This window comes from Pseudomonas sp. PGPR N4 (assembly GCF_059693665.1).
Genome location: NZ_JCAUKV010000008.1, coordinates 235,625 through 249,300, shown reverse-complemented (window position 1 = coordinate 249,300; position 13,676 = coordinate 235,625). Strand labels below are relative to the sequence as shown.

At 65.1% G+C, this 13,676-nt stretch carries 10 protein-coding genes; all 10 read left to right on the top strand.

Going from position 1 to position 13,676, the window contains the following annotated elements:
• The first annotated feature begins 2 nt into the window (after positions 1-2).
• The 10 genes from AC58X1_RS24415 (at position 3) to AC58X1_RS24370 (ending at position 13,584) form a co-directional block, all read left to right on the top strand.
• Positions 3-1,436, top strand: a complete 1,434-nt coding sequence (locus tag AC58X1_RS24415) for a TolC family outer membrane protein (RefSeq protein WP_150570087.1) — start codon at positions 3-5, stop codon at positions 1,434-1,436.
• Positions 1,433-3,625 carry a type I secretion system permease/ATPase gene (locus AC58X1_RS24410; protein ID WP_497429598.1) on the top strand — a complete coding sequence of 731 codons (2,193 nt, stop codon included), beginning with the start codon at positions 1,433-1,435 and terminating at the stop codon, positions 3,623-3,625. The genes AC58X1_RS24415 and AC58X1_RS24410 overlap by 4 nt, the downstream gene beginning before the upstream one ends.
• Positions 3,622-4,806, top strand: coding sequence for an HlyD family type I secretion periplasmic adaptor subunit (locus AC58X1_RS24405; protein WP_497429597.1), 1,185 nt, complete (start codon positions 3,622-3,624; stop codon positions 4,804-4,806). Before AC58X1_RS24410 ends, AC58X1_RS24405 begins: the two co-directional genes overlap by 4 nt.
• A gap of 246 nt (positions 4,807-5,052) precedes the next feature.
• Positions 5,053-5,952 carry a chemotaxis protein gene (locus tag AC58X1_RS24400; RefSeq protein ID WP_101316622.1) on the top strand — a complete coding sequence of 300 codons (900 nt, stop codon included), beginning with the start codon at positions 5,053-5,055 and terminating at the stop codon, positions 5,950-5,952.
• 104 nt (positions 5,953-6,056) lie between these two features.
• Positions 6,057-6,368 carry a hypothetical protein gene (locus AC58X1_RS24395; RefSeq protein WP_101316620.1) on the top strand — a complete coding sequence of 104 codons (312 nt, stop codon included), beginning with the start codon at positions 6,057-6,059 and terminating at the stop codon, positions 6,366-6,368.
• A complete protein-coding gene (locus AC58X1_RS24390; RefSeq protein ID WP_497429596.1) occupies positions 6,365-7,099 on the top strand; it encodes a YkgJ family cysteine cluster protein in 735 nt (244 codons plus the stop codon). The genes AC58X1_RS24395 and AC58X1_RS24390 overlap by 4 nt, the downstream gene beginning before the upstream one ends.
• A 161-nt stretch (positions 7,100-7,260) precedes the next feature.
• Positions 7,261-8,424: an efflux RND transporter periplasmic adaptor subunit gene (locus AC58X1_RS24385; protein WP_497429595.1), complete on the top strand. Its 1,164-nt coding sequence runs from the start codon at positions 7,261-7,263 to the stop codon at positions 8,422-8,424.
• Positions 8,421-11,513, top strand: coding sequence for a multidrug efflux RND transporter permease subunit (locus AC58X1_RS24380; protein WP_150573626.1), 3,093 nt, complete (start codon positions 8,421-8,423; stop codon positions 11,511-11,513). Before AC58X1_RS24385 ends, AC58X1_RS24380 begins: the two co-directional genes overlap by 4 nt.
• A gap of 9 nt (positions 11,514-11,522) precedes the next feature.
• Positions 11,523-12,197 carry a heavy metal response regulator transcription factor gene (locus AC58X1_RS24375; protein ID WP_103436083.1) on the top strand — a complete coding sequence of 225 codons (675 nt, stop codon included), beginning with the start codon at positions 11,523-11,525 and terminating at the stop codon, positions 12,195-12,197.
• Positions 12,172-13,584: a heavy metal sensor histidine kinase gene (locus AC58X1_RS24370; RefSeq protein WP_150570081.1), complete on the top strand. Its 1,413-nt coding sequence runs from the start codon at positions 12,172-12,174 to the stop codon at positions 13,582-13,584. The genes AC58X1_RS24375 and AC58X1_RS24370 overlap by 26 nt, the downstream gene beginning before the upstream one ends.
• Positions 13,585-13,676: the final 92 nt, after the last annotated feature.

Sequence of the window (13,676 nt, the reverse complement as noted above, 5' to 3'; positions counted from 1 at the left end):
CTGTGAAGCGAGGCTGTCAGCTGTCACCGCTGTTACTGGGAGCCCTCGGGCTCCTCGCGTGCAACCTCTACCCGGTCGCCATGGCGGCCGATGACATAGACCCGCAACTGCGCCAGATCGGCCCGTCGTTGTTGCGCGATGCTCCGGATGCCGTACCGGCGCGCGCGCCGGTCGGCCAGTCGGCCATAGCTGGCGACCGCCTCGGCATCGACGAGGCGGTGCTGATGGCCGCGCAATGGCACCCCAGCATCGCCGAGGCGGTAGGCAACCTGTACAAACAGGGCGAAGGCATCAACGTCGCCCGCGCTGGTTATTACCCGCAGATTTCCGGCGGCCTGCGCGGCGGCTACGACACCGGCAACGGCGCCGACCGCAGCAGCCAGGCACTAAACCTGTCGCTCAAGCAGATGCTGTATGACTTCGGCAAGGTCGACAACGCCGTCAGCGCCGCCCGCGCCGCTGCCGCCCGGGCCCAGGCCAACATCCTGCTGGTGCTCGATGACCTTGCCCGCGACACCGCCTATGCCTGGATCGAAACCCGCCGCTACGAGCAACTGACATTGATCGCCCGCGAGCAGATCCGCGGCGTCGGCGACATCGTCGAGCTCGCCCGGCAACGCAGCGACATGGGCGCCAGCGCCCGTTCCGACACGGTGCAGGCCGAGTCACGGGTCGAAAGCGCGCGAGCCACCTTCGCTGAATATCAAGCGCAGCACCAACGCTGGCGCTCGACCCTGGCGGCGCTGCTCGGGCGCATCTCGCCACCGGCGCTGGCCGAGGAGTCACCGCGCCAACTGGAGGGTGCCTGCAGCCGCACCCAAGGCGGCGACGAGCGTTTGCCAGCGGTGCTGATGGCCCTGGCATTGCGTGCGCAGTCTCAGGCCGAGTTGGCCCAGGCCAAGGCTGAAGCCTACCCGACCCTGTCGTTGCAGCCGCAGGTCAATCACTACCTGGACAACGAATACGACCGCGACAATTCGCGCCTCGACCGCACCCAGGCCGGCATTTACCTCAACCTCGAAGTGCCGATTTATCAAGGCGGCGCCGTCAGTGCCCGCAGCCGCGCCGCGGGATATGCGCTGACCTCGGCCGACGCTGCTGAAGACGCCGCTCGCCTGCAGGCCCGCCGCGGCCTGGCTGAGGCGCAGGCGCAGACCGCCGGCCTGGCGCGGCGGCTGCGCTCGCTGGAAGCGCGCCAGGTCAGCATCCAGGAGGCGCGCATGCTCTATGGCCGGCAGTACCTGGACCTCGGCACGCGACCGCTGCTCGACCTGCTCAACGCCGAGCAGGAGATCTACCAGTCACGCTTCGAACTGGCCGGCACTCGCTCGGACCTGCTCCGACTGGATATCGACTGCCTCTACAACAGCAGTGCGCTGCGCTCGGCCTTCGCTCTTGAAGGCCGCAGCCTGCAAGGCGTGGAGATTCAACCATGAGCGACACCGTCAACCTTGATCTGCAGCAGACGCAACAGGCCGCGGCTGCGCCGGACGCACCGCCCCGGGCTGACCTCGGACCGTGGCTGGAGGTGATGCTGCAGGTCGCCCACCACTACCGCCTGGACGTCTCGCCGCAGCGCATCCGCTTGGCCGCCATTGAGGATGCGCGGCCGCTGGACGAGATCCTGCGGCACATGGCGCGGCAGGCCGGGCTGACCCTGCGTTTCGTGCGCTTCGATGCCAAAGGCCTGCGCCAGTGGCGCACGCCGATGGTGCTGGAACTCGACGACGGCCAGTTGGCCACGGTCGAGGCGGTTACCGAAGAAAACGATCTGGCAGTGGTGTTCGCCGGTGATCAGGGGCTGACCTCACGGCTGCCCCGTGAGGCGCTGACCGGCCGCATCGTGCGGGTAGCCCTGCTGCGTCCGGCGCGGCCGTTGCGCGATGTGCGCACCGACGACTACACCGCGCCGTATGACCGCCACTGGTTCGCCCGCATCGTCCTGCGCGACCTGCGCCCGTATGGCCAGGTCATGCTCGCCTCACTGGTGGCCAACGTGCTGGCATTGGCCGGGGTGCTGTTCTCGATGCAGGTATACGACCGGGTGATCCCGGCCGAATCGCTGCCGACCCTGTACGTGTTGTTCGGCGGCGTAGTGCTGGCGCTGGTGTTCGACTTCAGCATGCGCCTGCTGCGCCTGAAGGTCACCGACCTGCTCGGCAAGCGCGCCGACCTGCGCATCTCCGACCTGGTCTTCGGCCATGCCCTGCGCCTGCGCAACTCGGTGCGGCCAAAATCTACCGGCTCGTTCATCTCACAGTTGCGCGAACTGGAACAGATCCGCGACCTGATCACCTCGAGCACTGCCACGGCGCTGGCCGATTTGCCGTTCTTCCTGTTGTTCCTGCTGGTGTTCTGGCTGATCGGCGGCGTGCTGGTGGTGATCCCGTTGGCAGCGCTGGTGGCCATGCTCCTGCCCGGCCTGCTCGCGCAACGGCGGCTGGCACGTCTGGCGAATGCGTCGATGCGCGAGTCGGCGCTGCGCAACGCCATGCTGGTCGAGAGCATCCAGGGCATGGACGAGATCAAGGCGCTGCAGGCCGAGGCCCGCTTCGAGCGCCAATGGAACCAGTACAACGCCGCCTGCGCCCACAGCAACCTGCGCCTGCGCACGCTGACCAATGGCCTGGTGACCTGGACCCAGAACGTCCAGGGCGCGGTGTTTGCCGTGGTCATCGTGGTCGGCGCGCCGATGGTGATTGCGGGTGACCTGACCACCGGCAGCCTGGTCGCGGCATCCATGCTGTCGTCGCGGATGATGGCGCCCATGGCCCAACTGACCCACGTGCTGACCCGCTGGCAACAGGCCAAGGTCGCCCTGCAAGGGCTGGACAAATTGATGCAGTCACCAGTCGATCACCCCGAAAGCGAAGCACGCGTGCACCTGCCGGCAATTCGTGGCGAATATCAGCTGCGCCAGGCCACTTTCCGCTACAGCCCTGAAGCACCGCCGGCCCTGAGCATCAGCCAGCTGAACATTCAGCCCGGCGAACGCATCGCGATTCTGGGCCGCAATGGCGCTGGCAAGTCGACCCTGCTGCAGGCTCTGGGCGGGGCGATGGATCTGGTCGAGGGCGAGGTCACGCTCGATGGCATCGCCATGGCCCACCTCGACCCGGCCGACCTGCGCCGCGACGTCGGCCTGCTGGCGCAGTACTCGCGGCTGTTCCACGGCACCCTGCGGGAAAACCTCACCCTCGGCGCCGGCCAGGCCAGCGACCAGGAACTGCTCGCCGCCCTGGCTGCCAGTGGCGCGCTGGAATTCGTCCGGCAATTGCCCAAGGGCATGGACCACCTGGTGCTCGAAGGCGGCGCAGGCTTGTCCGGCGGGCAACGCCAGGCCCTGGTCCTGGCGCGGCTGCTGGTGCGCCAGCCACAGGTGCTGCTGCTCGATGAGCCGACCGCATCGCTGGATGACATCAGCGAACGGCGCCTGCTGGATAACCTCGAGCGCTTCTGCCAGGGCCGCACGCTGATCATCGCCACCCACCGCATGAGCGTCCTGCAACGGGTCGATCGGGTGCTGGTGCTCGATGGCGGGCGGATCATCATCGACGACAAACGTGACGCTGCCCTGTCACGTTTGAGTCAAGGCGGTCAGCCAAGCCAGGGAGGCAAAGCATGAGCAGCCACGAACTTCCGGCATCATACCTGGATGGAGAAGACGACCACGCCGTGCTGCGCGCCGGGCGCATCATCATGGTCTGCGCCTTGATGCTGGCGGCGTTTCTGGCCTGGGCGGCGTGGTTCGAGGTGGTTGAGGTGTCGACCGGCACCGGCAAGGTCATCCCCAGTTCGCGCGAGCAGGTGATCCAGTCGTTTGAAGGCGGCATCGTCGCGCAGATGAACGTCGCCGAAGGCGATCTGGTCGAGCGCGACCAGGTGCTGGCCCAGCTCGATCCAACCAAGACCTCATCCAGCGTCGGCGAGAGCGAGGCCAAGTACTGGGCAGCGCTGGCCAGCGTCGCCCGGTTGCGCGCCGAGGTCACCGGCAAGCCGCTGAACTTCCCGCCCAGCCTGAGCAAGTCGTCGGAGCTGATCGAGACCGAAACCGCGCTGTACCAAACCCGCCGCCGCGGCCTCGAGCAGACCCTGGCCGGCATCGAGGACTCGCTGCGGCTGGTGCGCAGCGAACTGAAAATCACCGAAAACCTGGCCAAGATGGGCGCCTCCAGCCGGGTCGAAGTGATCCGCCTCAACCGCCAGCGCTCGGAGCTCGAACTCAAGGCCAACGAAGCGCGCTCGGACTACCTGGTGCGCGCCCGCGAAGACCTGGCCAGGGCCAGCGCCGAAGCCGACAGCCTCGAGCAGGTGATCCGCGGCCGCAACGACTCGCTGTCCCGCCTGACCCTGCGCTCGCCGGTACGCGGCATCGTCAAGGATATCGAAGTGAATACCCTTGGCGGGGTGGTCCAGCCAGGCGGCCAGGTGATGAAAATCGTACCGATGGACGAGCGCCTGCTGATAGAAACACGCATTGCCCCGCGCGATATCGCCTTCATCCACCCCGATCAGGCGGCCAAGGTCAAGATCAGCGCCTACGACTACTCAATCTATGGCGGCCTCGAAGGCAAGGTGGTGGGTATCTCGCCAGATACCCTGCAGGACGAATTCAAACCCGAGATCTATTACTACCGGGTGTTCATCCGCACCGAACAGGACAGCCTGCAGAACAAGGCCGGCAAACATTTCGCCATTGTCCCGGGCATGATCGCTACGGTGGACATCCGCAGCGGCGAAAAAACCATCCTCGATTACCTGATCAAGCCACTCAATCGAGCCAAGGAGGCCCTGCGCGAACGTTGAACCGGTTGCCCCAAGACCAACACGGTCCCCGTAGGAGCGGCCTTGCGTCGCGAAAGGCCCGCAAAGCGGGCCCGGCGATTATGTGGTGTTGCGCAGATCCTGGGGCCGCTACGCAGCCCTTTCGCGACACAAGGCCGCTCCTACAGTAGTACGCGTGCGCCGATGATAAAGGATGGTGCTAAAGCCTGGGCCGGGCAGGCCGATAACCCGGCATCCTCCCTATTCTGACTTAGCCGAAGGTTGCCCATGGCCACCCAAAATGCCCGCGCGGACTCGTTGTCGCTGCTGCTGTTCACCCTGCGCAGCGGCAAGCTGATGGCGATCAACCTGCTCAAGGTCAGTGAAATCATCACCTGTCCACAGCTGACCAAGCTGCCCGAGTCGCACCCGCACGTCAAAGGCGTGGCCACTCTGCGCGGCAACTCGCTGTCGGTGATCGACCTGTCGCTGGCCATCGGCGAACGGCCGCTGGCCGACCCCGATGGCGGCTGCCTGATCGTCACCGAGATCAGCCGCTCGCGCCAAGGCCTGCATGTACAGGCCGTCAGCCGCATCGTGCATTGCCTGAGCACCGACATCAAACCGCCGCCATTCGGCTCGGGCAACCGTTCGTTCATCACCGGCGTGACCCGGGTCGACAACACCCTGGTGCAGGTACTGGATATCGAAAAGGTCATCCACGCCATCGCCCCGGCGCCAGCCGAGCCGCTGCCGGGCGAACTCGGCGAGGAAGACGCCAGCCTGCTCGCGGCCGCCAACATCCTGGTGGTCGATGACAGCCAGGTTGCACTGCAGCAGTCGGTGCACACCCTGCGCGGCCTCGGTATCGAGTGCCACACCGCGCGCAGTGCCAAGGATGCGATCAACGTCCTGCTCGAGCTGCAAGGCACCGAACGCGAGATCAACATCATCGTCTCGGATATCGAGATGTCCGAGATGGACGGCTACGCCTTCACCCGTACCCTGCGCGAGACGCCCGACTTCCAGCACCTGTACATCCTCCTGCACACCTCGCTGGATAGCGCCATGAGCAGCGAGAAGGCGAAGAATGCCGGCGCCAATGCGATCCTCACCAAGTTCTCCTCGCCCGACCTCACCGAGTGCCTGGTCACCGCAGCGCGCACCGTGGTATTCGCCGAACGGTAACACCTGGTTGCCATTTGCCCGGCGCACACCGCCAGCTGCATGCCCAGCGGGTGACGAGTCAGGCATAATCGGCGCTCCCTGGGCAATTGTTACCGGTACCCTGTATGAAGTGTTTGCGCTACCTCCTCGCTGTCTGCGCCCTGAGCAGCGGTGTCGCCCAGGCTTCCAGCAGTGAAGCCTGGAACGAATATCGCCAGCAGATGCTCAAGGACTGCCTGGCCGCCAGCCAACTGAAAGACGCCCACGCCCGCGGCAAACCCACCGAGTTCGATGATCGGGTCGGCTACAGCGCCCTGCTGATCGAAGGCATCTACCCGCAAAAACACATGAAAAAGCGCACCGGCACCGAGCTGTGCCTGTATGACCGTGCGCACAAGCAGGCCTACGTCAGCGAGTGGAACCCCAGCGCCAAGTGAATCCACCCATTCGTTTTGCCTGCACCGGCTGTGGCAAATGCTGCACCGGCCACCATGTGCCACTGACCCTCGCCGAGGCCCGCCAATGGGTGGCCGCAGAGGGGCAGGTAGTGGTGTTGATCGAAGGCTTCGTCAGCGATGGCCCAGGCATGCCGCTGGAGCAGCGCGAACATGTGCTGGGGCGTTCATATCCGGTCAGTTGCGGCGCAGCTGAGCTGCGCGTGTCGGTGACCTTTGCCGCGTTCAACCCTGGCCGCTGCCGCAACCTCGATGAACACGACCTGTGCCGCATCTATGAAACACGGCCGCTGGTGTGCCGGATCTATCCCGCCGAGATCAATCCGCATCTGCCGCTGCGGCCGGAGAACAAGGACTGCCCGCCCGAGGCATGGCAACAAGGCCCTGAGTTGATCCATGGGCAGGTGCTGGCCGATCCGCAGTTGGTCGCACTGATCGCCGCGTCACGCCAGGCCGACCGCGATGACATCGCCACCAAGGTGGCCATCTGCGAAGCGCTGGGGATGAACACCAGTGCCCTGAAAGGCAACGGCTTCACTGCGTACCTGCCGGACGTGGGCGCATTCAGCACAGCGCTGGAGCAGGTCGCCAGCGCTGAGCGTGCTGCCTGGAGCGTGCATGTGGTCGACCCGGCGCTGAGCGCCGAGCTGCTCGAACATGGCCTGCGCACGACTGCCGAGACGCCGCAGTACTACGCCTTTATCGGTTTCTGAACGACACTGCAGTGCGGCGCAGGCATTGAGCGCGCCGCTGTGCCGGGCAAAACTGTCAGGGCTGACAGCTGGCTGTCACCCTGGCGACCCGGTTGCCGGGCTATAAGCTGTGAGTAGACCAAAGCATTTCCCCCTTCCCTTCGGCTACGGTACCCGACCCGATGCGACGTCCGTCCCGCTCTGTGATTGTGCTGTGTATTGCGCTGATCGTCCTGCTCGCGCTTGCCTGGTGGTTCAGCCAGCGCCAGGCAGCGCCGCAGAATCACGCGCCCAGCGCAGTGCCGGTGCGGGTGACCAAGGTGGCGCAGCAGGACGTGCCGCGCTTCGCCACGGCGATCGGCAGCGTGCTGTCGCTGCACAACGTGCAGATCCGCCCGCAGGTCGACGGCATTCTCACCCAGGTGCTGGTCAAGGAAGGTCAGTGGGTCAAGCAGGGTGATCTGCTCGCGGTCATTGACGACCGGGCCATCCGCGCCAGCCTCGATCAGGCCCGCGCCTTGCTCGAGCAGAGCCAGGCGCAGTTGCAGGTGGCTGCGGTCGATCTCAAACGTTATCGCTTGCTCAGCAGCGATGACGGCGTATCGAAGCAGACCTTTGACCAGCAACAAGCGCTGGTCAAGCAGCTGCAGGCAACCGCTAAAGGCAATCAGGCGGCCATCGTCAACGCGCAAGTGCAGCTGTCGTACACGCAGATCCGCTCGCCGGTGACCGGGCGAGTCGGTATCCGCAATGTCGACCCCGGCAATCTGGTGCGCAGCAGCGATACCCAGAGCCTGTTCAGCGTGACCCAGATCGATCCGATTGCAGTCGAGTTCGCCCTGCCGCAGCAACTGCTGCCCACTTTGCAGCAGTTGCTCAAGGCACCCGAGCCGGCACTGGTGCAAGCGTTCATGGATGCCGACAATCAGCGCACGCTGCTCGGTGAAGGCCGCCTGGCCTTGATCGACAACCAGATATCAGCCAACACCGGCACCCTGCGCATCAAGGCCGAGTTCGATAACAAGGACGGCCTGCTCTGGCCCGGCCAACTGGTCACGGTCAAACTGCGCACAGGGCTTGATCGCGGCGCGCTGGTGGTGCCACCGCCGGTGGTGCAACGCGGCATCGATGGCCACTACGTCTATCGCCTGGACGGCGACAAGGTCACCAGCGTGCCGGTCAAGGTGCTGTTTCAAGACAGCGACCTGACCATCATCAGCGGGGTAGCCGCCGGCGACCAGTTGGTAGTCGATGGCCAGTCGCGGCTCAAACCTGGCGCGCGCGTCGAAGTGCTCGGCGATTCACCCGCCAGCACTGAGCTGGCCGAGCGCAGGCTACAGCCATGAACAGCCGCAACGGCCTCTCGGCCTGGTGCATCGATCACCCGGTGGCAACCCTGCTGCTGACCTTCGCGCTGATCCTGCTCGGCGCGATTGCCTTCCCCAGGTTGCCAGTGGCGCCGCTGCCGGAGGCGGATTTTCCGACCATTCAGGTCACCACCCAGCTGCCCGGGGCCAGCCCTGAAACCATGGCTTCATCGGTAGCCACGCCTCTGGAGGTGCAGTTCAGCGCCATCCCCGGCCTGGCCCAGATGACCAGCAGCAGCGCACTGGGTTCGACCAACCTGATCCTGCAGTTCAGCCTCGACAAGAACATCGACACCGCCGCCCAGGAGGTCCAGGCGGCGATCAACACGGCCACCTCGAAACTGCCCCAGGACCTGCCCAACCCGCCGACCTGGCGCAAGGTCAACCCGGCCGACAGTCCGGTGCTGGTGCTTACCGTCAGCTCGGCACAAATGCCCGGCAACGAACTGAGCGACTACGTCGAGACCTTGCTCGCGCGCCAGCTGAGCCAGATCGACGGGGTCGGCCTGATCAATATTTCCGGCCAGCTGCGCCCGGCCATCCGGGTTCAGGCGCAGCCGGAAAAACTCGCCGCCATCGGCCTGACCCTGGCCGATATCCGCCTGGCCATCCAGCAGACCAGCCTCAATCTGGCCAAAGGCGCTCTGTACGGTGAGCACAGCGTGTCGACCATCAGCGCCAACGATCAGCTGTTTCATCCCGAGGATTACGCCCGGCTGATCGTGTCCTATCGCGATGGCGCACCGGTCTACCTGAGCGATGTCGCCAAGGTGATCGAGGGCGCTGAGAACGCGTACGTCAAATCCTGGGCCGGCGATCAGTTGGGGTTGAATCTTGTGGTGTTCCGCCAGCCGGGGGCGAATATCGTCGACACCGTCGACCGCGTGCTGGCGGCGCTGCCGCGCTTGCAGGAGATGCTGCCGGCCTCGGTCGAAGTGTCAGTACTGCAGGACCGCACCCAGACCATCCGCGCCTCGCTGCACGAGGTCGAGCTGACCTTGCTGATTGCGGTGGTGCTGGTGATCGGAGTGATGGCGTTGTTCCTGCGCCAGTGGTCGGCGACCCTGGTGGTGTCCAGCGTGCTTGGCGTGTCGCTGATTGCCAGTTGCGCACTGATGTACGTGATGGGCTTCAGCCTGAACAACCTGACCCTGGTCGCGATCGTGATTTCGGTCGGCTTTGTAGTCGACGATGCCATCGTCGTGGTCGAGAACATCCACCGTCACCTTGAAGCCGGCGATGACAGCCGTACAGCGGCGATCAAAGGCGCTGGCGAGATCGGCTTCACGGTGATTTCGATCAGCTTCTCGTTGATTGCCGCGTTCATCCCGCTGCTGTTCATGGGCGGTGTGGTCGGCCGGCTGTTCAAGGAATTTGCCCTGACTGCCACCGCGACCATCCTGATTTCGGTGCTGGTCTCGCTGACCCTGGCACCCACGCTCAGCGCCCTGTTCATGCGCAGGCCGAGTGCCGAGCAGCATGGCGGTTTCGGTGAGCGCTTGCTGCGCTGGTACGAAAAGGGCCTGAATCGCGCCCTCGCCCACCAGCGGCTTACCCTCGGCGTGTTCGGCCTGACCCTGGCGCTGGCGGTAGTCGGTTACGTGGCCATCCCCAAAGGCTTCTTCCCGCTGCAAGACACCGGTTTCATCCTTGGCACCAGCGAAGCGGCGGCGGATGTGTCGTACCCGGCGATGGTCGCCAAGCACGAGGCGTTGGCGAAGATCATCGAGGCTGACCCGGCCGTGCGCGCTTTCTCCCACGCAGTGGGCGTGACCGGCAACAACCAGACCATCGCCAACGGCCGTTTCTGGATTGCCCTGAAACCCCGCGGCGAGCGCGACGTCACCGCCAGCGAACTGATCGACCGGCTGCGCCCGCAACTGGCCAAGGTGCCTGGGGTGGTGCTGTACATGCGCGCCGGCCAGGACATCAACCTCAGCTCCGGGCCGTCGCGCACGCAGTATCAATACGTGCTCAAGAGCAACGACGGCGTTGCCCTGAACCTCTGGACCCAACGCCTGACCGAGCGCCTGCGCGAGGTGCCGGCCCTGCGTGACCTGTCCAATGACCTGCAGCTGGGCGCCAGCGTCACCCGCATCGACATCGACCGTCAGGCGGCCGCACGCTTCGGCCTGACCACCACCGATATCGACCAGGCACTGTACGACGCCTTCGGCCAGCGGCAGATCAGCGAATTCCAGACCGAGACCAACCAGTACAAGGTGATCCTCGAACTGGACGCGCGCCAGCGTGGCAAGGCCGAAAGCCTCAACTACTTCTATCTGCGCTCGCCGCTGACCGGCGAAATGGTGCCACTGGCAGCGGTGGCGCATGTCGCTGCGCCGAGTACCGGGCCGCTGTCGATCGCCCATGACGGCCTGTTCCCGGCCGCCAACCTGTCATTCAACCTGGCGCCGGGAGTGGCCCTTGGCGATGCCGTGCGCATCCTCGAGCAGACCCAGCGCGAGCTGGGCATGCCCGATTCGATCAGCGGCAACTTCCAGGGCGCAGCGCAGGCCTTTCAGAGTTCGTTGTCGAGCCAGCCGTGGCTGATCCTCGCTGCGCTGGTGGCGGTGTACATCATCCTCGGCGTGCTCTACGAGAGCTTCGTGCACCCGCTGACGATCATTTCGACCCTGCCCTCGGCGGGTCTCGGTGCGCTGATTCTGCTCTGGGCGATGGGGCAGGACTTCAGCATCATGGGCCTGATCGGCGTGGTGCTGCTGATTGGCATCGTCAAGAAGAACGGTATCCTGCTGATCGACTTTGCCCTGGAGGCTCAGCGCAAACACGGCATGAGCCCGGAGCAGGCCATTCACCAGGCGTGCCTGACGCGCTTTCGGCCGATCATCATGACCACCCTGGCCGCGCTGCTGGGCGCGGTGCCATTGATGTTCGGCTTTGGCACCGGCGCCGAACTGCGCCAGCCGCTGGGCATCGCCGTGGTCGGCGGTTTGCTGGTCAGCCAGGCGCTGACCCTGTTCACGACGCCGGTGATCTACCTGGCGCTGGAGCGCCTGTTCCATCGCCGCCACCGCACCGACGCCGCCGCGCCACGTATCAGCTGAGAGCAGACCATGCGAGTACTGATCGTCGAAGACGAAGAAAAAACCGCCGACTACCTGCATCGGGGCCTGAGCGAGCAAGGCTTCACCGTTGACGTCGCCCGCGATGGCACCGACGGCCTGCACCTGGCCCTGCACAGCGACTATGACGTGATCGTGCTCGACGTCATGCTCCCCGGCCTGGATGGCTACGGCGTGCTGCGTGGCCTGCGCGCACGCAAGCAGACGCCGGTGATCATGCTGACTGCCCGCGAGCGTGTCGAAGACCGTATCCATGGCCTGCGCGAGGGCGCTGACGACTACCTCGGCAAACCGTTTTCGTTTCTCGAACTGGTCGCCCGCCTGCAGGCGCTGACCCGTCGCAGCAGCAATCATGAGCCGCTGCAGGTGCAGGTCGCTGACCTTTCCATCGACCTGATCAGCCGCAAGGCCAGCCGCGCCGGGCAGCGTCTGGAACTGACCGCCAAGGAGTTTTCGCTGCTCAGCGTGCTGGCCCGACGCCAGGGCGAAATCCTCTCCAAGACCGCCATTGCCGAGCTGGTCTGGGACATCAACTTCGACAGCGACGCGAATGTCGTCGAGGTGGCGATCAAGCGCCTGCGGGCCAAACTCGACGGGCCGTTCGCCAACAAGCTGCTGCATACCATCAGAGGCATGGGTTATGTCCTGGAAAACCGTGCCGGTTAATTCCATCGCGCTGCGCCTGGCCGGGTTGTTCATGCTGGTGGCGCTGGCGGTATTCCTGCTGATCGGCGCTGCGCTGTATCGCCAGGTCGACCGCAGCCTCGACCTGCTGCCCGCGGCCGAACTGGACGCCCGCTACAGCGTGCTCGAGTCGACCTTGAAGCGCTTCGGCACCCACGAGCATTGGCTCAAGGTCAGCAACAAGCTCAATCTGCTCAGTGAAGAAGATCGGCGCATCCGCTTCTGGGCGGTCAGCAGCGACCCGCAGTTCGAGTACGGCAAACCCAGCGAACAGATCCGCGCCTTCGCCGAAGGCGCCGAGGGCATGCGCGACCTGCGCCTGAACGGCAGCCCCTACCCGTACAAGATGTTGGTCAGTGAGCTGCCGCCCTTGGCACAGCGGCCGGCGCTGCGCTTCATTATCGGCATCGACACCGAAACCTTCTGGCAGGCGCAGCACAGCTTGCTGGTGGCCATCGTCAGCCTGGCCGCGCTGGGCGTGCTGCTGGCCGCCCTGCTGGGCTACTGGGTGGCACGCATCGGTTTACGGCCGCTGTCAGCGCTGTCCAGCAAAGCCCAGGCGCTGGCCGTGCCGCGCCTGGACGGGCGGCTGCCGACCGAGCAACTGGCCCCTGAGCTGGCGCAGTTTGCCGGCGCCTTCAACGCCACCCTGGAGCGGGTCACCCTCGCCTATTCGCGACTCGAGGCGTTCAACGCCGATGTCGCCCACGAACTGCGCTCGCCGCTGACCAACCTGATCGGCCAGACCCAGGTGGCACTGACCCGCGGACGCAGCGCCGAGCACTACCTTGAAGTACTGCAATCGAACCTTGAAGAGCTGGAACGGCTGCGCAGCATCATCAACGACATGTTGTTCCTGGCCAGCGCCGATCAGGGCAGCAAGGCCACCGCGCTGACCCAGGCGTCGCTGGCCGCTGAAGTAGCCACCACCCTCGACTACCTGGATTACATCCTCGAAGACGCCCAGGTGCAGGTCAGGGTCAGCGGCGATGCCATCGCGCCGATCGAAACCGCGCAGTTGCGCCGAGCGCTGATCAACCTGTTGCACAACGCCGTGCAGCACACCCAGGCCCATCAGGTGATCACCGTGCGCATCGATGCGCAGCCTGAGCAGGTCAGCATTGCCGTAAGCAACCCCGGCCCGGCCATCGCCGACGAGCACCTGCAACTGTTGTTCGAGCGTTTCTACCGGGTCGATGCCGCGCGCAGCAACAACGGCGCTGGCAATCATGGCCTGGGCCTGGCGATCGTCAAGGCAATCGCGCTGATGCACGGCGGTGAAGTATTTGTGCGCAGCAACCACGGCAGCAACACCTTCGGCATACGCCTGCCGAGCGCTCAAGCCAGCGGGTTTGCCGCTGATAGCTGATGGTTTCGCCGGTTATCATTACTTTTTTCGCAACAGTGCATCTCCAAGCGGATGCTGTTTCTGCGGGCTGAACAGGACTAATTTGGCGCCTG

Bases quoted from the DNA above. Each gene is read 5' to 3' on its own strand.
- AC58X1_RS24395 (WP_101316620.1), top strand. From the start codon at position 6,057: ATGAAGTGTTTGCGCTACCTCCTCGCTGTCTGCGCCCTGAGCAGCGGT.
- AC58X1_RS24405 (WP_497429597.1), top strand. From the start codon at position 3,622: ATGAGCAGCCACGAACTTCCGGCATCATACCTGGATGGAGAAGACGAC.
- AC58X1_RS24410 (WP_497429598.1), top strand. From the start codon at position 1,433: ATGAGCGACACCGTCAACCTTGATCTGCAGCAGACGCAACAGGCCGCG.
- AC58X1_RS24370 (WP_150570081.1), top strand. From the start codon at position 12,172: ATGTCCTGGAAAACCGTGCCGGTTAATTCCATCGCGCTGCGCCTGGCC.
- AC58X1_RS24385 (WP_497429595.1), top strand. From the start codon at position 7,261: ATGCGACGTCCGTCCCGCTCTGTGATTGTGCTGTGTATTGCGCTGATC.
- AC58X1_RS24380 (WP_150573626.1), top strand. From the start codon at position 8,421: ATGAACAGCCGCAACGGCCTCTCGGCCTGGTGCATCGATCACCCGGTG.
- AC58X1_RS24375 (WP_103436083.1), top strand. From the start codon at position 11,523: ATGCGAGTACTGATCGTCGAAGACGAAGAAAAAACCGCCGACTACCTG.
- AC58X1_RS24400 (WP_101316622.1), top strand. From the start codon at position 5,053: ATGGCCACCCAAAATGCCCGCGCGGACTCGTTGTCGCTGCTGCTGTTC.